Annotated in this window: 27 protein-coding genes; 13 read left to right on the top strand and 14 right to left on the bottom strand. The window is 63.2% G+C overall.

The window, feature by feature from the left end:
- Positions 1–124: 124 nt before the first annotated feature.
- A complete protein-coding gene (locus SLT36_RS07025) occupies positions 125–544 on the bottom strand; it encodes a hypothetical protein (RefSeq protein WP_432286489.1) in 420 nt (139 codons plus the stop codon).
- A 184-nt stretch (positions 545–728) separates the two neighbouring features.
- On the opposite strand from SLT36_RS07025, the gene SLT36_RS07020 reads away from it, so the two are divergent.
- Entirely contained in the window at positions 729–983 is a 255-nt protein-coding gene (locus SLT36_RS07020; protein WP_432286488.1) for a DUF982 domain-containing protein, read from the top strand.
- 71 nt (positions 984–1,054) lie between these two features.
- On the opposite strand, the gene SLT36_RS07015 is transcribed toward SLT36_RS07020, so the two are convergent.
- The 9 genes from SLT36_RS07015 to SLT36_RS06975 form a co-directional block, all read right to left on the bottom strand.
- Positions 1,055–1,213, bottom strand: a complete 159-nt coding sequence (locus SLT36_RS07015; RefSeq protein WP_432286487.1) for a hypothetical protein — start codon at positions 1,211–1,213, stop codon at positions 1,055–1,057.
- A gap of 106 nt (positions 1,214–1,319) precedes the next feature.
- On the bottom strand, positions 1,320–2,036 hold the full coding sequence (locus SLT36_RS07010) for a type 1 glutamine amidotransferase (protein WP_432286485.1): 717 nt from the start codon (positions 2,034–2,036) through the stop codon (positions 1,320–1,322).
- 91 nt (positions 2,037–2,127) lie between these two features.
- Positions 2,128–2,433 carry a hypothetical protein gene (locus SLT36_RS07005; RefSeq protein ID WP_115730521.1) on the bottom strand — a complete coding sequence of 102 codons (306 nt, stop codon included), beginning with the start codon at positions 2,431–2,433 and terminating at the stop codon, positions 2,128–2,130.
- Positions 2,434–2,540: 107 nt separating this feature from the next.
- Positions 2,541–2,717: a hypothetical protein gene (locus SLT36_RS07000; protein WP_432286483.1), complete on the bottom strand. Its 177-nt coding sequence runs from the start codon at positions 2,715–2,717 to the stop codon at positions 2,541–2,543.
- Positions 2,718–2,814: 97 nt separating this feature from the next.
- Positions 2,815–3,009 (bottom strand): hypothetical protein, encoded by a 195-nt coding sequence (locus SLT36_RS06995; RefSeq protein ID WP_154385705.1) that lies wholly within the window; start codon positions 3,007–3,009, stop codon positions 2,815–2,817.
- A gap of 113 nt (positions 3,010–3,122) precedes the next feature.
- The gene (locus tag SLT36_RS06990) at positions 3,123–3,299 is read right to left on the bottom strand and encodes a hypothetical protein (RefSeq protein WP_432288541.1); all 177 of its coding nucleotides are present in this window, start codon (positions 3,297–3,299) and stop codon (positions 3,123–3,125) included.
- Between the two features lie 72 nt (positions 3,300–3,371).
- Positions 3,372–3,842 carry a hypothetical protein gene (locus tag SLT36_RS06985; protein ID WP_432286481.1) on the bottom strand — a complete coding sequence of 157 codons (471 nt, stop codon included), beginning with the start codon at positions 3,840–3,842 and terminating at the stop codon, positions 3,372–3,374.
- Positions 3,843–3,897: 55 nt separating this feature from the next.
- Positions 3,898–4,158 carry a hypothetical protein gene (locus tag SLT36_RS06980; protein WP_432286480.1) on the bottom strand — a complete coding sequence of 87 codons (261 nt, stop codon included), beginning with the start codon at positions 4,156–4,158 and terminating at the stop codon, positions 3,898–3,900.
- A gap of 18 nt (positions 4,159–4,176) precedes the next feature.
- On the bottom strand, positions 4,177–4,467 hold the full coding sequence (locus tag SLT36_RS06975) for a hypothetical protein (RefSeq protein WP_432286478.1): 291 nt from the start codon (positions 4,465–4,467) through the stop codon (positions 4,177–4,179).
- Between the two features lie 263 nt (positions 4,468–4,730).
- Between SLT36_RS06975 and SLT36_RS06970 the strand changes: the two genes are divergently transcribed.
- Positions 4,731–5,498 (top strand): sulfite exporter TauE/SafE family protein, encoded by a 768-nt coding sequence (locus tag SLT36_RS06970; RefSeq protein ID WP_432286476.1) that lies wholly within the window; start codon positions 4,731–4,733, stop codon positions 5,496–5,498.
- On the opposite strand, the gene SLT36_RS06965 is transcribed toward SLT36_RS06970, so the two are convergent.
- On the bottom strand, positions 5,495–5,650 hold the full coding sequence (locus SLT36_RS06965; RefSeq protein ID WP_432286474.1) for a hypothetical protein: 156 nt from the start codon (positions 5,648–5,650) through the stop codon (positions 5,495–5,497). The genes SLT36_RS06970 and SLT36_RS06965 overlap by 4 nt on opposite strands.
- A gap of 233 nt (positions 5,651–5,883) precedes the next feature.
- Here SLT36_RS06965 and SLT36_RS06960 point away from each other — a divergent pair, with 233 nt between their 5' ends.
- Together SLT36_RS06960 and SLT36_RS06955 are read left to right on the top strand one after the other, a co-directional pair.
- On the top strand, positions 5,884–7,794 hold the full coding sequence (locus tag SLT36_RS06960; protein ID WP_432286473.1) for a propionyl-CoA synthetase: 1,911 nt from the start codon (positions 5,884–5,886) through the stop codon (positions 7,792–7,794).
- Positions 7,795–8,039: 245 nt separating this feature from the next.
- Entirely contained in the window at positions 8,040–9,692 is a 1,653-nt protein-coding gene (locus SLT36_RS06955) for an alpha/beta hydrolase (RefSeq protein WP_432286472.1), read from the top strand.
- An 83-nt stretch (positions 9,693–9,775) separates the two neighbouring features.
- On the opposite strand, the gene ybaK is transcribed toward SLT36_RS06955, so the two are convergent.
- Entirely contained in the window at positions 9,776–10,249 is a 474-nt protein-coding gene (gene ybaK / locus SLT36_RS06950) for a Cys-tRNA(Pro) deacylase (RefSeq protein WP_432286470.1), read from the bottom strand.
- Between the two features lie 656 nt (positions 10,250–10,905).
- Between ybaK and SLT36_RS06945 the strand changes: the two genes are divergently transcribed.
- Positions 10,906–11,577, top strand: a complete 672-nt coding sequence (locus tag SLT36_RS06945) for an outer membrane protein (RefSeq protein WP_432286469.1) — start codon at positions 10,906–10,908, stop codon at positions 11,575–11,577.
- Positions 11,578–11,625: 48 nt separating this feature from the next.
- Here SLT36_RS06945 and SLT36_RS06940 read toward each other — a convergent pair whose 3' ends face one another.
- Positions 11,626–12,651: a helix-turn-helix transcriptional regulator gene (locus SLT36_RS06940; RefSeq protein ID WP_432286467.1), complete on the bottom strand. Its 1,026-nt coding sequence runs from the start codon at positions 12,649–12,651 to the stop codon at positions 11,626–11,628.
- Between the two features lie 250 nt (positions 12,652–12,901).
- Here SLT36_RS06940 and SLT36_RS06935 point away from each other — a divergent pair, with 250 nt between their 5' ends.
- From SLT36_RS06935 to SLT36_RS06915, 5 genes are read left to right on the top strand one after another with little or no spacing between them, the layout of a single operon-like run.
- Positions 12,902–13,225 carry an ArsR/SmtB family transcription factor gene (locus SLT36_RS06935; protein WP_432286465.1) on the top strand — a complete coding sequence of 108 codons (324 nt, stop codon included), beginning with the start codon at positions 12,902–12,904 and terminating at the stop codon, positions 13,223–13,225.
- Positions 13,222–13,632, top strand: coding sequence for an SRPBCC family protein (locus SLT36_RS06930; protein WP_432286463.1), 411 nt, complete (start codon positions 13,222–13,224; stop codon positions 13,630–13,632). Before SLT36_RS06935 ends, SLT36_RS06930 begins: the two co-directional genes overlap by 4 nt.
- Before the next feature lie 28 nt (positions 13,633–13,660).
- A complete protein-coding gene (locus SLT36_RS06925) occupies positions 13,661–13,885 on the top strand; it encodes a hypothetical protein (RefSeq protein WP_432286461.1) in 225 nt (74 codons plus the stop codon).
- Positions 13,885–14,301, top strand: a complete 417-nt coding sequence (locus tag SLT36_RS06920; protein ID WP_432286460.1) for a DUF1801 domain-containing protein — start codon at positions 13,885–13,887, stop codon at positions 14,299–14,301. The genes SLT36_RS06925 and SLT36_RS06920 overlap by 1 nt, the downstream gene beginning before the upstream one ends.
- Before the next feature lie 30 nt (positions 14,302–14,331).
- Entirely contained in the window at positions 14,332–14,781 is a 450-nt protein-coding gene (locus SLT36_RS06915; protein ID WP_432286458.1) for a GNAT family N-acetyltransferase, read from the top strand.
- A gap of 45 nt (positions 14,782–14,826) precedes the next feature.
- Here the strand turns inward: SLT36_RS06915 and SLT36_RS06910 are convergent, their stop codons facing one another.
- Entirely contained in the window at positions 14,827–15,306 is a 480-nt protein-coding gene (locus SLT36_RS06910) for a VOC family protein (RefSeq protein ID WP_432286457.1), read from the bottom strand.
- Between the two features lie 275 nt (positions 15,307–15,581).
- On the opposite strand from SLT36_RS06910, the gene SLT36_RS06905 reads away from it, so the two are divergent.
- The 3 genes from SLT36_RS06905 (at position 15,582) to SLT36_RS06895 (ending at position 17,389) form a co-directional block, all read left to right on the top strand.
- The gene (locus SLT36_RS06905) at positions 15,582–16,232 is read left to right on the top strand and encodes a glutathione S-transferase family protein (RefSeq protein ID WP_432286455.1); all 651 of its coding nucleotides are present in this window, start codon (positions 15,582–15,584) and stop codon (positions 16,230–16,232) included.
- Positions 16,233–16,334: 102 nt separating this feature from the next.
- A complete protein-coding gene (locus SLT36_RS06900; RefSeq protein WP_432286454.1) occupies positions 16,335–17,120 on the top strand; it encodes an SDR family NAD(P)-dependent oxidoreductase in 786 nt (261 codons plus the stop codon).
- Between the two features lie 95 nt (positions 17,121–17,215).
- Positions 17,216–17,389, top strand: coding sequence for a hypothetical protein (locus SLT36_RS06895; RefSeq protein WP_182573752.1), 174 nt, complete (start codon positions 17,216–17,218; stop codon positions 17,387–17,389).
- Positions 17,390–17,411 lie beyond the last annotated feature (22 nt).

Below are 17,411 nucleotides of genomic sequence, written 5' to 3'. Positions count from 1 at the left end.
TCGGGCTTTGCCATCGCTTCACAATAGCCGGCAAAGAGCACCGCCGTCGCGACACGGAAAAAGGTGCCGCCGGCGAAGCGTCTTCAAGCCGACACACACCTGCCGAACGTAGCTAGGCGGCTCCTCAATCTTGATAGGTATAAGACGCGCATATGTCGGCGCTGCTCTGAGGCGGCTCGTCGCCGGTGAACACCGCAACCACCGTCAGACCCTCGCCGCCGCTCCAACTGGCAAGGTAAGTCACGTCGCCCGCGCCGCACAGCTTGTTGCCATTCTCCAGCTCGGGATCCGAGGGGTCTTCGACGCTGTAGACCGATGCATTCACCCGCTCGCCGTCGACGATGAGATGATCGCCCAGCAAGGCGGCGAACTTCAGGGATTCGCCATTGGCGAAGGTGATGGAAAAGTCGTCCATCTCAATGTCGCCGGTAATACTCTCGGCGGTGGCGCTGAAGGCCCGGTAGCGGTCGCCTTCGGCCGATGCCGGCGCGGCACTGGCAATCAACAGGCCTAGAACAGCAGGCAGTATCCGTTTGCTTGTCATCGTCCCCCCTCGTCCGGCACGATCAATGCCGAGCCCGCCTCCTCTGTCATGCCAGCTCCAGCCTCACAAGTGCCAGTCTGTTCTCAACCACATGTGGAGGCGCTGCGCCGCATGCTGGCCACGCTTCAACCACCAGGCGTTATGCGGCTCGCTTCCCCCAGCACTTTCGCGTATGAGAGCGACCATGGAAAACATCAGGTTCGAAACGCCCATCACCGTAAAGGGCGACCCCGCCGGCACGCCCCTGCTGCTTCGCAGCGCCAAGGAAGCCTCAGCTTTCCTGCTCAACAACTGGTCTGGCAAGAAAAGCCCGAAGCATCGGGCTGCCCTTCAGGCATGCTCCGACGCTATTTCGGGCGAAAAGCCGGCCATGGCGGCGCGGCGGGCTTTTGTCGCCGCCGCGCGCGAAGCCAGCATCTTTATCAACGACAAGGACTGACCGGCGCACCGGCCAAGGCCGGATACGCAGGTTCGTGTTTCAAATGCACCCGGTCGGGCGCATTAGGCACCTTACTCTTCGGTTTCGCTTTCGGGCTCCGACTGGAGCTCCGAGCCGGCCTTGCCACGCAGCCTTGCTTCGGCCTTGGCGGCCAGCTTGTCTGCCTTCTTCGCCGCTTTGGCGCGGTCGCGGTCACGGCGTTCCTGATTGTAGTTCGTCGGCCTGGGCATGTTCTGTCCTCTTTTTCCGGTTCATGCCTGCCTAGGGCGATACGCCCGCGAATACAACCGGCCATGTCGGTTTGTGGCCGACAAGAGGGACGGAACCGGCCGTATCTCAGCCGCAGATGGCGGCGAAGAAATTGTCGTTGATACGGCTCGCCGTCTTGCGGAATACCGGCAGGTGCGGCGCCACCGTCTCTGCCAGGCGTGCAGCTTCCTCGGCTCCCAGCGCCTGCTCCAGGCTAGCGGCATATTCCGGAATTTCCGACCAGTCGCCGACAGTGCGGTCGGTGATTTCCATGTGATACTGGAAGCCGTAGGCCCTTTCGCCGACACGCAGCGCCTGAATCGGACAGGCAACGTTGGCGGCGAGACATTCGCCACCCTCCGGCAACACAGACACCTCCGCGCCATGCCATTGCAGCGTCTCGATGTCAGGGTCGATGCCCGCAAACAGTCGGTCGGTGCGGCCGGCTTGCGTCAGCTCGACGGTTGCCAGCCCAACCTCCGGCGCCTTCATCAGCCCAACTTTGCCGCCCAGCGCGTCGGCCAGAAGCTGGTGACCGAGGCAAATGCCGAGATAGGGCCGCTTGAGCTCGCGCACCCAGCGCCGGATCGCTGCCTTCTCCGGCTTCAGCCACGGATGCGCCTCCTCCTGCCAGACGTCCATCGGACCGCCCATGACGGCCAGCATGTCGAAGTTTTCGAGGTCGGGGATCCCCTCGCCCTCATCCAGCTCGACGACATGCTCGCTATGTCCAGCCTCGCGCCAGAATGCGGCGAAGATGCCGCTGTGCTCAACTCTGAGATGCTGGAAAACAAGGATCTTCATTCTGCCCTCGCGGCCGGCTCACTCCACCGCATCTGAAAGGAACCGCGGTTACGAGGCATGGGGCACCGCGACAAAAGGATTGAGGCAGAGTTCACATCTGGTCGTTATACGGCTCCTTCATCTGGCCAACCATCCGGGCCAGTGCCGAAAACGACGGTATGTCGGCTTCAGGCTGGCACTGGTTGGCCAACTGCAGCAGCCGGATTGGGAAGTTGACTGCATCGCGGTGGGACGACGACAGCGCTTCGGAGCGCTCTTCCGCCGTCTCACTCGCCTCGGCCTTGCGCAAGGCGATGTCGATCTCTTCTGCGGACAAGACGCCCTTGCGAACAAGGATGTGATTGATAGTGGCGATGGCCATCAACAGGCCTTCGAGTTGCAGGTTGGCGACGTTCACGGGGTTTGCTCCTTCGGGAGATGCCGGCTTGCTTCAGCGGGTACGAGCCGTACGAGTGCCGGACCTTTTCGGTTGATCGACCGGGCTCTCCGCGTCGAAGTGATCAGTCATTGCTTGCGCTCGGAGATCTGGTCGTGGATCACCTGGAAACACGCGTCGAGATCGCGGTGCAGGCGATCGCCGACGCTGCCGACAACCGCCTCATCCGGCACCACATCAGTGGTGTCCTCGGACGGCTGGCCATACCAGGCCGCGACCAGAAGGTTCTGCATAAGCTCGAACATCGCGGGCTCCACCATTGTCTCGCCATGAGACAACCCCCGATGCGGCAGAGCGTTCCATTGAAGCCGGTGAAAACGGCAAGCCAACCGTCGAGAGAGGCTATTCTTCCTCGTCGTATCCGAGCAGGGTCAGCAGCTGATCGACGATCAGTTCGGCCATCGTGCGGTTGATCGCAAGCTCGACGGCGCCGTCATCAGTCTCGAGGTTGAGCAGCGCCAGCAGCGGCTCCTCGTTCACCACCATCGTGTCGACGGCCAACACCCGGTTCGGAGCCGTGTTCGTCAATCTCGCCATAACCCATCATTCCATCAAGCCTGGAGCGCAGCAACGCAGATCTTGCCAACGTCAACACACTGCCATGGCCTTCGCCAGCGAGGCGACGCCGGCATTGGCGGCGAAAACCGTGATTACTTTTCCTGGACCGAAATGCCGGTTTCGTCGATGCGCAACTCGACACCCTTGGGCTTGGTCTCTTGGCGATAGACATAGATGCCGAGCGCGATGACGGCAGCCGCGAGTAGACCGATGATGAGGTAGAGATTGTTCTGCTTCATCAGCCACAGGTAGCTGCCGGCAGCCGGCAAGTCCAGCAGCTCGCGCCCGATTGCCGATGGTACGGCAGGTCACGCGTCAGGCCGGATCGGGTCGCTCGCCGATCAGTCGGACCTGACGATGCCGTTGCCCATGGCGATCGGCGAACGATCGGGCCAAAACCAGATGAAGGCGCCGACGACGGTCGCGACCAGTTGCGCCAGCACCACGGCACTTTCGGCCAGCGATCCGGCGTACCAACACTTGGCAAGGCCGGCTGCGGCGAGCACGGCCATGGCGTAAAACACCGCGCGCGGCATATAGGCGACGAAGGCGAAGTCGCAGACCACCCGCGCCGCCCAGACACCGGAAAATCCGCCCGCCGCAGCGCCAATCATCGCGGCAAGAATCCTGATGTAGCGCGACTGCTGGAGCATGCCCGCGATCAGATCGCCGAGCATCGCCAACCACCCGACAGCAATGGTCAAAGCAGCCATTACGAAATAGGCGACAAGCGTGCAGATCATCAGCGAAAGAACGATTGCCGCAGCGGTCGTCGGCCCGAACGGCACCTTGGCAACACCCTGGGAATTCATCCCCCGCTCCCGACGCTGGACGTATCAAAATACCACGAAACGCGGCTGCTGCGTCTTACAGGAACTCAGCGCATTTCGGCCAGAGCCATTGCAGCAGGACGACGATGACGATGAAAATGATCAGGCCGGCGGCCCGCTCCGGCGGCGTGAGGCTGGCACGCGTGTGATAAGCCGGGTCGACCCATTGTGTCGTCGGCCGCTCGACAGCTGGCCTATCCGAAAGGCTTGCCTGACGTTGCGCCTCCAACGTCTTCAGCGCATCGAGGCGGCCGCCGAGCAAATCCAGCCTTCGGCGCAAATCGGCGCCACCCATCATCGTCTTGCCACCCTGCAATCAGAGCGCGGGCAGCAATTGCCACGAGATGCTCGGAACCAGCGCCTCTGCCGCTGACATCGCCTCCGCCAGTGTTTCATGTTGGCCAGAAGCGGAGCGAAAACCGCAGGGATCGCCGGGCGAACCCCACCAGGCAACGAAGCAGGGCGTCTCGCTTCCGTCCCGGATGGCAGGAGGATCCTCATGGTCGCCCGAGCCACGTCTATAGGGCTGGCGAACGATCTTCACCGCAGTCGGAACATGGCCGTCATAGTGCCAGGTTCCGAGAGCCAGGACATCGCCATCGCTCATTGTCATCCCCTCGCCCTTAATGACGGACCATCAGCCAATCGCCATGATCTTACGTCGTCAACGTGTAGCGCGACAGCCCGGCGCCTTGTCCCAATCCGGCACAGAAACAGCTGGCACGCATCCTGCTTGATATGAGTTGCCGGCGATGGCCGGAGCCTGACCCTTGCGGTCAGGTAAGGTTCGCCGGGGTTGGGATGGGGTTTTGCCCCGGCGAACCCCCCATGACTGTGGGGGGCGCTTGCCTGCATGTCAGGCGCCATTGCATGGTCACAGCCATGCCTGAGCCCTACCTGCTCATCATCGTCGTCGGCGCCGTCTTCGTCCTTGCCGGGCTGGTCAAGGGCGTGGTTGGGCTTGGCCTGCCGACAGTGGCCATGGGGCTGCTCGGCCTCGTCATGCTGCCGGCGGAAGCCGCCGCCATCCTGCTCTTGCCCTCCTTCGTCACCAACATCTGGCAGTTGCTCGCCGGCGCCGATGTCGCAGCACTCGTGCGGCGCCTGTGGCCGATGATGACAGCCGTGTTCGCGGCAACGCTCGCCTTCACCGGACTGATCACCAGCGGCTACACATCAATCGTCACCGCGGGCCTCGGGCTTGTACTGCTCGCCTATTCAGCGCTCGGCCTGCTCAAGCTGAACATGTCGGTGCCGCCGGTCGCCGAACTCTGGGCCGGCCCTGTTGTCGGTGCGCTCACCGGCATCATGACCGGCGCCACCGGCGTCTTCGTCATCCCGGCCGTGCCCTATCTCGGCGGGCTCGGCCTTGGCCGCGACGATCTGGTGCAGGCGCTGGGGCTGTCCTTCACCGTCTCGACCATCGCGCTCGGTATCGGCCTGTGGGCCAACGATGCGGTTCCGCTCCATCAGGTCGGCATGTCGGCCTTCGCGATCCTGCCGGCGCTTGCCGGCATGTGGCTCGGCGGCTGGCTGCGCGGTCGCATCGCGGCTGAAACCTTCAGGCGCTGGTTCTTTGCCGGCCTGGCACTGCTTGGCGCGCATATTTCGTGGCAGGGCCTGGCGTCGGCTTTCTAGTGCCCCAGCAGCGCGGTCGCAGAAATCGCCGCCAGCGCCAGCACCGCGAGCTTCCAGAAATCGCGGCGCCGCCTCAGGCCGGGCAGGCCGAGCGGCTTGATCAGCTGGATCGCCATGATGGCGAGGATGAGGAGCGACAGCGCCTTGGACATGCCGTCTTTGATCAACTTCGCGCGTGCCTGTCAAAGGCGATGAGCCGATCTGCTACAGTGCGGCAGCAAGCACTACGATTTGAGAACAGCGGCAGTGCACCAAAACGCGTCAAAAACGGCATTTGCGGACAGCCTCTTAAACCAAGGTCAAATGGACGCCCAGTCGACCCGGCGGGTACAAACTGAGCCAACAATGACGGCCTCAAGGGCCACTGTCCTGGGAAGGAAACGCCATGCCATCTCGCTATCACGAGGTTTATGACGGTTGGGCCCACGATCCCGAGGGGTTCTGGGCGGAGGCTGCCAGGGCGATCGACTGGTTCAAGCCCTGGGACAAGGTCTTCGACGCCGAGGGCGGCGTTTATGGCCAGTGGTTCGCAGGGGCCGAATGCAACACCTGCTACAACGCGCTCGACCGCCATGTGCAGGACGGCCGCGCCGAACAGGTGGCCCTCATCCACGACAGCCCGATCACCGGCACGCAGCAGAAATTCACCTACGCCGGATTGCTCGCCGAAGTGAATGCGCTCGCCAGCGTGCTGCAGGACCAGGGCGTGCAAAAAGGCGACCGCGTCATCATCTACATGCCGATGGTCGCAGAAGCTGCCTTCGCCATGCTCGCCTGCGCCCGGCTCGGCGCCATCCATTCGGTGGTGTTCGGCGGCTTTGCCGCCAAGGAGCTCGCCACCCGCATCGACGACGCCACGCCGAGGCTGATCATCTCGGCCTCTTGCGGCATCGAACCTGGCCGCGTCATCGCCTACAAACCGTTGCTCGACGGTGCCATCGAGCTCGCCAGCCACAAGCCGGAACACTGCCTCATCCTGCAGCGGCCGCAGCTAGCCTGCGATCTCGTCGCCGGCCGCGACCTCGATTATGCCGCAACTGTCGGTGCCGCCAAGGCTGCCGGCCGCACGGTCGAATGTGTGCCCGTCGCCGCCACCGATCCGCTCTATGTGCTCTACACTTCGGGCACGACAGGCCAGCCCAAGGGCGTGGTGCGCGACAATGGCGGCCACATGGTCGCGCTCAAATGGTCGATGGAAAATGAGTTCGGTGTCAGGCCGGGCGAAGTCTTCTGGGCAGCTTCCGATGTCGGCTGGGTCGTCGGCCACTCCTACATCGTCTATGGCCCGCTGCTGCACGGCGCCACCTCCATCCTGTTCGAGGGCAAGCCGGTCGGCACGCCCGATGCTGGCACATTCTGGCGTGTCATTTCGGAACACGGGGTCGTTGCCCTGTTCACCGCTCCCACTGCCTTCCGCGCCATCAAGAAGGAAGACCCGCAAGGCCTCTTCGTGCCGCAATACGACCTTTCGAAATTCCGCACCCTGTTCCTCGCCGGCGAGCGCGCCGACCCAGAAACCATCAAATGGGCGGAGAATAAGCTGAAGGTGCCGGTCATCGATCATTGGTGGCAGACCGAGACCGGCCACCCGATCAGCCAGAACCCGGTCGGGCTCGGCCTGCTGCCGGTCAAATACGGCTCGCCCTGCGTGCCGATGCCTGGCTACGACGTGCGCGTACTCGATGATGCCGGCCATGAGGTCGGGCGCGGCACGCTCGGCAATGTCGTGGTCAAGCTGCCTTTGCCGCCCGGCTGCCTGCCGACGCTGTGGCATGCCGACGAGCGCTTCTTCAACGCCTACCTCGCCGAATTCCCCGGCTACTACAAGACCGCGGACGCCGGCTACATCGACGACGAGGGTTATCTGTTCATCATGGCCCGCACCGACGACATCATCAACGTCGCCGGCCACCGCCTGTCGACCGGTGGCATGGAGGAGGTCGTGGCCGAACACCCAGATGTCGCCGAATGCGCCGTCATCGGCATTGCCGACGCCATGAAGGGACAGATCCCTTGCGGCTTCATCGTCCTCAACTCTGGCGTTTCCCGCGACACGGCAGCGATCGAGAAGGAGGTCGTTGGCCTCGTCCGCGACCGCATCGGTCCCGTCGCCGCCTTCAAGATGGTGGTCACCATCAAGCGCCTGCCCAAGACGCGCTCCGGCAAGATCCTGCGCGGCACGATGCAGAAGATTGCCGACCGCGAGGACTGGAAGATGCCCGCCACCATCGACGACCCCGTCATCCTCGACGAGATCACGGAGGCGCTGAAGGCGCGCGGCATCGGCGTGGCCTGACCGCCCTCACGGCACCAAATCCTCATGGTTCGACAGGCTCACCATGAGGATTTGCGTGGGCGACGCCAAGATCCCGAAAGGCTGCAGTTTCAACTGCGCCTGAAACGTGACGATGCCAGCGGACCGCAATATGGATGCGCTCGCTCCCGGCTAAGGCTTTGCCTTTCCCTCAGATTTGGACGCTGTGCCATTGCCTGAGCACAAGGCACGCGGCAAGTTGGCCTGATAGGATTGGGGGCATAGGCATGCTGCGCAACTGGGCCGTCCGCTACTGGTTTTCGTTCTCGACCACCGGCCTGCTGCTCGGCACGCTGTTTTTCGCAGCGTCACTGACGCCCACGCTGATCCCGCGCAACTACCTGACCCAAGGTGTGCTCTCAGGCCTTTCCGCTGCCGTCGGTTATGGCTGCGGCTTCTTCCTGCGCTGGCTCTGGCGTTATCTTGAGCTGCCCGAACTCCGCGCCCGCATCCTGATCGCCGGCAAGCTGATCGCTGCCATCGCCTGCGGCATCGTCGGTCTCGCCTTCCTGTGGCAGGCGTCGGAATGGCAGAACTCGATCCGCCGGCTGATGCAGCTTGCCCCGGTCGACACCGCCCATCCGCTTGAGGTTGGCGCCATCGCGCTGGTCACCTTCGTCGTGCTCGTGGCGTTCGGCCGTCTGTTCAAGCGGACCCTTGTCTTCGTCTCGGAAAAGCTGCGCCGCTTCGTGCCGACGCGCGTCTCCTACGTCATCGGCACCACGATAGCCGTATTCCTGTTCTGGTCGGCCGCCGATGGCATCATCTTCCGTTACGGCCTGCGTGTGATGGACAGCTCGTTCCAGCGCCTCGATGAATTGATGCCAGCCGAAACCCGCCAGCCCGCCGAGCCTGGCAAGACCGGCAGCGCCGCATCGCTGGTGCGCTGGCAGGATCTCGGCCGCATGGGGCGCTCCTACATCGCCTCCGGCCCGACTGCCGCCGACATCGGCCAACTCACCGGCAAACCGGCCAAGGAACCCATCCGCGTCTATGTCGGCCTGCAGTCGGGCGACACGCCGCAGCAACGCGCCAAACTTGCATTGGAGGAGTTGAAGCGCGCCGGCGGCTTCGAGCGTTCGACGCTCGTCATCGTCACGCCCACCGGCACCGGCTGGGTCGACGAACAGGCGATCGACCCGATCGAGTTCCTACACCATGGCGACGTCGCCAGCGTCGCCGCGCAATATTCCTATCTCGCCAGCTGGCTGTCGCTGCTGGTCGAGCCCGGCTACGGCGCCGAGCAGTCGCGCGCCCTGTTCAGCGAGGTCTATGGCTACTGGCGCACCCTGCCCAAGGAAAAGCGCCCAAAACTCTATCTCTTCGGCCTCAGCCTCGGCGCCCTCAGCACCGAACTGTCCAACGAGCTGTTCGAGGTGCTCGGCGATCCCTACCAGGGCGCGTTGCTCAGCGGCCCGCCCTTCGCCAGCCGCATCTGGCGCTCGATCACCGACGACCGCAATCCCGGCACGCCGGAATGGCTGCCCGCATTCCGCGACGGCTCCTATGTCCGCTTCACCGCGCAGCAGAACGCGCTCGACATTCCGGGCGCTCAATGGGGGCCGCTCCGCCTCGTCTACCTGCAATACGCCTCGGACCCGATCACCTTCTACGAAACGCACGCGCTCTACAGCGAGCCGGAGTGGATGAAGACGCCACGCGGCCCCGACGTCTCGCCCGAGTTGCGCTGGTACCCTGTCGTCACCTTCCTGCAGTTGACGCTCGACCTCGCCATGGCGACCACAGCGCCGATGGGCTACGGCCACGTCTACGCCGCCGAGCACTATATCGACGCCTGGATGCAGGTCGCCGACATCAAGGACTTGTCGCATGACGAGATCGCCAGGCTGAAGCAGCATTTTGCCGACAAGCGGAACTAGCGATTGACCCGTGCGGCCCTGAAAACAGCGGCGCTGCCGGACTTGCATCGAGTTGGCAGAACGAAGCTTACCGGATCGAAACGTCAGCGGATCAGGTCGGCCGCCTTGGCGCCCAGTGCCGCGATCAGATCACCGGGCCGCATGCGAATCTGCAGGCCCCTCTGCCCGCCGTTCAGGAAGATCTCGTCCTCAAGCGTCGCGAGGTCCTCGACCGCCGTCGGCACCTGCTTGCGCTGGCCGAAGGGACTGATTCCACCGACCTTGTAACCGGTCAGTCGCTCGGCAATGTCGGGTTTCATCATCTGCGCCGCCTTGCCGCCGAAGGCGGCCGCCACCTTCTTCATGTTGACCTCCTTGTCGGAGGGCACCACCACGCAAGCCGGCCTGCCGTCGACCTCGACCATCAGGGTCTTGAGCACGATGCCGGGCGAAACCCCCATCGCCTCCGCCGCCTGCAGCCCGACACGCTCCGCCCCGGCGTCATACTCATAGGTCGCGAGCGCAAACGGAATGCCTGATCTGGTCAAGGCGAGCGTGGCGGGAGTGGTCTTCGACATGCCCTGTTGTGCAACAGGGTCCCGGCATTTCGCAAGGGTCGCGGTAGCTACGCATGGCATTCAGGCCGCCCTCGAAGTGCCCTTCTGGTTGGCATCGACCCTCGCTGCGGCCGGAGTTACCGCTGGAACCTTCGTGTCAGCGGTTGCTCCGCCTGGAACCGGACCCCTTCCAGCCACCGAGCATATCCAAAGCCTCAAGCCCGTCCGACCGGTGGTCTCGCTGCGGATACGGGTCGGCTGACGTGCAGCGCGCCCATGCCTTGCTTATTATCCGTCCCAGATACGATGATTGGTGGAGCATGGGCTGCTCCACCAAAGCTTCATCGATCCGCATTTGAACCGCTTCGTCCGGCATCTTCCTGCCCCTTATGCTCGCCACCATACCTTGAGAGTCATGACCGGTCGGTCTGCGCGCAAGACAAGCAGGCTACTGGTCAAGACCAGAAGTACTGTCAGCCAAGTCGATCATTCAGTCACTGCCCCAGGCGGACGTGACGCACACATTGGGACGTGGGGTCATCAAGATGAGACGCTGGATCAAGGCGCGAGATCTTCTCTTCATGTTAGTGACGTGATGTCATCACCTGCAAATCCTGGGGCTTGTTTTGAAAAATTCTGCCGGCATTACTACGATCTGTTCCGCCTTGATCTTGGGCTTGGCCTCCGCGCAAGCGGCCGACGTGATAGGCGAACTGCCCCCGGCACCGGTCGCGGAACGTTTCGCCTACGACTGGAACGGTTTCTACGTCGGCGCCCATGGTGGCATCGGGGGCGGCAAGTTTGACAATTTCTACAACATTGAAACCGAGGTCGACCTGATCAGCTACCAGGTCAGCGACCGGGCGTTCGGTGGTTTCGGTGGCCTTCAGCTCGGCTACATCAACCAGTTCGCCCCCAATTGGGTCGCTGGTGTCGAAACGGATCTGTCCTTGTCCGGGATCAAGGCCGAACACAGCGAGTCATCGACCGAAGGCTTCAGCTCTCGATATACGATCCAGGTCGACTGGTTCGGCACGCTGCGCGGCCGTCTCGGCTACGTCAGGGACAATGTCCTGTTCTACGGCACAAGTGGCGCCGCCTATGGCAAGATTGCCTATTCCGACAGCAGCAACGACGGGTTCAGCGAAACGCTTTCGGACACCAATCTGGGCTGGACCGCCGGCGCGGGTGTCGAATATGGCATCACCGACAACATCACGCTGAAGACCGAATATCTCTATGTCGATCTCGGCAGCCTGAAGGCGACAGATTTCATCTACACCGGAGACCGGATCGAGATGGATACCGCCTTTCACACACTCAAGAGCGGCTTGAACTATAAGTTCTGATCAGCGGCGTGCGAGACAAGAGGGCGCGGCCGTCGGGCCGCCTTTCGCTCAGGCGCGGGCAGCCGCAAGCCAGGCTTCGACGATGGCGCTTCCGTTGCCGCCGCCTCGCTTCAGCAAGGTCTCATACGTAGCCATCCGCATCGAATCCCTGGCCAGCGCGCGTACCGAGCTCGGACTGATCTGATATCGCTTGTGGAAGGCACGGCTGAAATGCGCCTCGCTGCGAAAACCGTGGCTGCGCGCGATGGCCGCTATCTTGTGATCCGGCGTCGATCGCAGAATGCCCTGCAAGCTTCCCCTCAGCCGCTCGGCAAGCATCCAGCGCTGTACGCCCCCATATGGCTCGAACAGGCGGAACAGTTTCGATCGCGAGACCCCCAGGGCCGAGACCAGTTCGTCGGGGCCGAAGTCGGGATCGGACAAGCCCTGCCGCGCGGCCGATAATGCGCGCTGGAAAAGAAAACGCTTGTCGCGCCTCTCTCGCGTCGCCGGCGAGGCATAGGCGGCGGCGGCGAAATGCAGGATGCCGTCAACGATTACCTGGCATTGGTGAACGCTGAGGCCGTCAATGTACTCAGCCAGCGCCTTGATCTGGGTTCCCAGCACAGCACCGGCATGGTCGTTTGCCGTCAGCACCAGGCCGTGCACGTTGTTCTGAAGGGCGGCCTGCACGCTGGTCTTGTCGAAGGTCAGCGCGATTGCTTCAAAGCCTGACGTTTCGCTCTCATATGGCAAAGAGTAGTCGACGACGACGATGTCTCCGGGCTCATGTTCCTGGATCAATCCGTCGTAGTTGCTGGTCACCCGCCCTTCCAGCACCATGAACAGCACCATATGCGGGGTAGGTCGCTCGTCGATCACCTGTTGCGTCCGCGACATCGCCATCGCCGAACCGCCGTTGACGTGCAGAAAGGCGCCGGGGAGCTGCCAGGCGCAACCGTGGAAATCAAAAGATGCGGGATCTGCGTCGTCGGGGATCGAGCAATCGACAAGCAGGGAGAGCGCACTCTTCCAAGCCGTGAAACACTCCAGGCCGGGCTGAAATGGCCATTCGTCTCGCTGTGGTGTTGCCATGATCGCCCCCCGGCGTTGACCTTCGATTTTTCACCGGCGCACCACCGATCAAGCGTCATGAGGTGAGCTGCAACGATCGAACTAGTCAATGGCTTTGGACGCTTGGTCAAGCAGTTGAGACGCTCGGTCAAGGCACGCTGCTCGACGGGCCATGACCACGCCAGCCGGCTCGCCCCACGCTCCAGAACCTCTGTTGACAACCCATAGCCAAACGGCTATGCATTATCCCATAGCCAAACGGGTATGAGATATGACCGAACCCCAGGACGCGATCTTTCGCGCGCTTTCCGATCCGACACGCCGCGGTCTGTTCGAGCGCCTCTGCCGCAACGGCGACACCACCGTCGTCGGCCTGTTGGGTGAGGCCGGGGTATCGCAACCTGTGGTCTCAAAACACCTGAAGATCCTGAAGACGGCCGGACTTGTGCGCGACCGGCAGCAGGGCCGCTACACCTATTACAGCGCCGAACGCGAAGCGCTGCGGACACTGGTCGACTGGACGACCGAAATGTCTGGTTTCTGGAACGACCGCTTCGACGATCTCGACAATTTACTCAAGAGGATGGACCAATGACCGAAACGATGGAAACCACGCGCTCGGTCGTGGTCGAGCGCGATTTCCCCTATCCGCCGGAAAAGCTCTGGCGCGCGCTGACCCAGCCGCATCTCATCGCCGAATGGCTGATGAACAACGACTTCATCCCGGTCGCCGGCCGCCGCTTCACGCTCTCCGCCGACTGGGGCCAGGTCGACTGCGAGGTCGAGACTGTCGAGGAGCACCGCGCATTGTCCTATCGCTGGGACACCAAGGATCTCCGCAGCATCGTCACATGGACGCTCGCCCCCACCGCGTTAGGTACCAGCCTGCGCATGGAGCAGCGCGGCTTCACCACCGCCCAGAAGGCCTACTTCCAGGGTGCATCAGTCGGCTGGCCGCGCTTCTTCGACCAGTTGGGCAATGTCGTCTCGAAGCTCGACTGAACAACATCGATTTCAGGGAGTATTGCAAATGAACTCGGTGATCCGCATCATCCATCGCTGGACCTCGCTGCTCTTCAGCCTGATCGTCGCCTCGATCTTCATCGGAATGGACATCACCACCCTGCCCGACTGGTACTACTACCTGCCGCTGCCGCCGCTCTTCGTGCTGATCCCGACCGGCATCTACATGTTCTTCGCGCCCTATTTCAGCGGTCGACGGGACACGCTGCCGGCGGCAAAGGGCCATGCCTGATGGCCAGGGACGCGGCACCCAAGCTGTTGTCGGGCGGAAATCCGCAGATCCCGAAGGGTTATGGCGATTCCGTGCTCCAATCTTACATCGACGCCATGCCCGGCTGGAAACAGGACGTCGGCCGCCGCATCGACGCCCTTGTCACCGTGGCGGTGCCCGGCGTGCTCAAGGCGGTGAAATGGAACTCGCCCTTCTACGGCATGGAAAAGGACATCTGGTTCCTCGGCTTCCACTGCATGAGCAAATACGTCAAGGTCGCCTTCTTCAAAGGCGCACAGCTCTCACCGCTGCCGCCGGGCACCTCCAAGCAGGCCGAGGTGCGTTATCTCGACATCTACGAAGACAAGCCGTTCGACGAAGCCCAGTTCTCCGACTGGGTCAGGCAGGCAAGCGCCTTGCCCGGTGAGAAGATGTAGGCGCAGCTCAATGAGTACACGGAAGCACAAATGACCCTCAGCATTCGGCCCGCTCGCGTCGAGGAGAGGGGTGCCCTCGGCGCGCTCAAGCTGCGGTCGTCGCTGGCCTGGGGAGACCATGTCGAGGAACTGCAGGCGATACCGGAGGCGAGAGAGGTTCCGGCCGCGCACCTGCCATATGTCGCGGTCGCCGACAGGTCAGGACAGATCTTCGGCTTCGTGACTGTTCTGCCGGGAGACACCGCAGATCGAGCCGAGCTGGAGGATCTCTTCGTCGCGCCGGAAGCATGGCGGATGGGGATCGGCAGCCTGCTCCTCGCCGAGGCCGAGCGCCGCGCCAAGGCGCTCGGCACGCAAGCGCTCGAAGTCGTTGCCGACGAGCGGGCGCGTCCGTTTTACGAGGCCTCCGGCTTCCGCTTTGACGGGACCGTGCAGACCGATCTGGCGCCGGCGATCCGATTGCGAAAGGATATCAGCTAGCCTCTCTTGCGTCCGGGCGAGCCGCCGGCAATCCGGCCAGTGTTCTTACCCCCGCCGGGCCGCCTCGATCGCTGCGACGTCGATCTTCTTCATGTCCATCATCGCCGCAAATGCGCGCTTGGCTTCCGCGCCGCCGGCAGCCATGGCATCGGTCAGCACGCGCGGTGTAATCTGCCAGTTGATGCCCCATCTGTCCTTGCACCAGCCGCAGGCGCTTTCCCGCCCGCCATTGCCGACGATGGCGTTCCAATAGCGGTCGGTTTCTTCCTGGTCGTCGGTGGCGATCTGGAACGAGAAGGCCTCATCATGGGTGAAGGCGGGCCCGCCATTGAGCCCGATGCAGGGAATGCCGGCGACTGTGAATTCGACAGTCAGCACATCGCCTTCCTTGCCCGAGGGGTAATCGCCCGGCGCGCGATGGACGGCCGTCACCTTGCTGTCGGGAAACACCGTGGCATAAAATCGGGCCGCCGCTTCGGCTTCCTTGTCGTACCACAGGCAGATCGTGTTCTTTGCAGTCGGCATGATGCGCTCCTCTCACGTGTAGCCAGTTCGGCGTAAAGCCGCCCGCCCTTCCGACATAGGCGCGCGACGGCCATTGTCCACCCCGCCCGCCGGTGATGGAAGGTGATCGCGGCTGTCTGCTGACAAAAGTACAAGCCGCGGCCGCGCGCTATCTTGAACTTACGACCGCGAAACTGCCATGGCCCAGGAAAATGCAGCGCGGCTGTCGGGAACCCTAGCCATCGTTCGTCCTCTGGAGGCACCATGCAAGGACATGCAACAGCCGGAGCCTGCCGATGACCCCCACCATCACCGCTTTTGAGGCTTCGCCCGACAGGGGCCAGGGACTGGCGCGCGACATGCGTGTTCGCTGGGCGCTCGAGGAGGTGGACCAGCCCTATGACGTCCGTCTGGTTTCGTTCAAGGCGATGAAGCAATCAGCGCATCTGGCGCGCCACCCGTTCGGGCAGATCCCGACCTATGAGGAAGGCGACCTCGTCCTGTTCGAGTCGGGCTCGATCATCCTGCACATCGCCGAGCGCCATGCCGGGCTGCTGCCCAGCGAAGCCAACGCCCGGGCGCGCGCCATCACCTGGATGTTCGCCGCGCTGAACACTGTCGAGCCGCCGATCGTCGAGCTCGAACAGGCGCCTTTCGTGGAGGGCGACAAGCCCTGGCTCGCGGAACGCATCCCGATGCTCAAGGATCGCATCCGCGTCCGGATGGACCAGCTTTCCGACAGGCTTGGCGAAGCCGAGTGGCTCGACGGCGCGTTCAGCGCCGGCGACCTCATGATGGTGATGGTGTTGCGCCGGCTGGAGGGGGACGGCATCGTCGAGGATTATCCAAACCTAGCCGCCTATGTCGCCCGCGGCCAGGCCCGCCCCGCCTACAAGCGCGCCTTCGACGCTCAGTTGGCGGTCTTCATCGCCGCATCGGGCGGCTGAGCAGGACGGGGGTCGTCACCCATCCCCGTTGACCCCGCCAGCCCTTCCCGCCACTGTCCGCGACTGGATTCGCCGTCGCGGCGACAACGGCAGGAGCGGACCATGAAGCTCGACGGCAAGACGGCAATCATTACCGGCGGTGCCAGGGGCATCGGCTATGCCATCGCCGGGCGCTTCCTGCGCGAGGGCGCGCGTGTCGTCATCGCCGACATCGACCAGGAAGAGGGCAATGCCGCAGAGCGCGATCTGGAAAAGCTGGGCGAGGCGCGGTTCGTTCGCGCCGATGTTGGCAAGCGCCTCGACGTCCACAATCTCGTCGCCTCGACCATCGACGCCTTCGGCGACATCGACGTGCTGGTCAACAATGCCGGCATCGACCACCAGGCCAGTTTCCTCGACCTTGCCGAAGACGATTTCGACCGCGTGCTGAGGGTCAATCTCAAGGGTGCCTTTCTAGCCGGCCAGGCCGTCGCCCGCATCATGGCCGACAGGGTCAAGGCAGGCGGGCCCGCGGGCACGATCATCAACATGTCGTCGATCAATTCGGTCGTCGCCCATCCCGACCAGGTGCCCTATGCCGTGTCCAAGGGCGGTGTCGGCCAGCTGACGACGGTGATGGCGCTCGGCCTCGCGCCCTATGGCATCCGCGTCAACGCCATCGGGCCCGGCTCGATCTCGACCGACATGCTGGCCCGTGCCAAGGCCGATCCGGTGGCCAAGGCCCGCATCCTGTCGCGCACCCCGCTCGGCCGCATCGGCGAGCCTGACGAGATCGCTTCCATCGCCGCTTTCCTCGCCTCCGACGATGCTTCCTACATCACCGGGCAGACGATTTTCGCCGATGGCGGGCGCCTCGCGCTCAACGGCACGGTTGCTGCCAAAGCCTGACGGAAACATAGTCGCGGACGACCGCGTGCTCCTGACAGACTGCTGTCAGGAGGGGTGTGCGATACTCCTCCCGTACAAGATAAGGAGGACCCGCCATGAATACGTTTACGCCTGTCATCTTTCGCACCATCAGGCATTATGCTGGCAAGGTCAGGACCATGCACAATGAGATCCGCACCGAGCGCCTCATGAATTCTCTGCCGACAAGCATCCGCAAGGATATCGGCTGGCCCGACCGTTTCGACGCCCGCCGTACCGACCGCAATTGACACACCACACGACAGAGGGGAC

Source organism: Aminobacter sp. BA135 (assembly GCF_050859125.1).
Lineage (GTDB): Bacteria > Pseudomonadota > Alphaproteobacteria > Rhizobiales > Rhizobiaceae > Aminobacter > Aminobacter ciceronei.
Note: the sequence above shows the minus strand (reverse complement) of the source record. Positions and strands in the feature narration are given on the sequence as shown.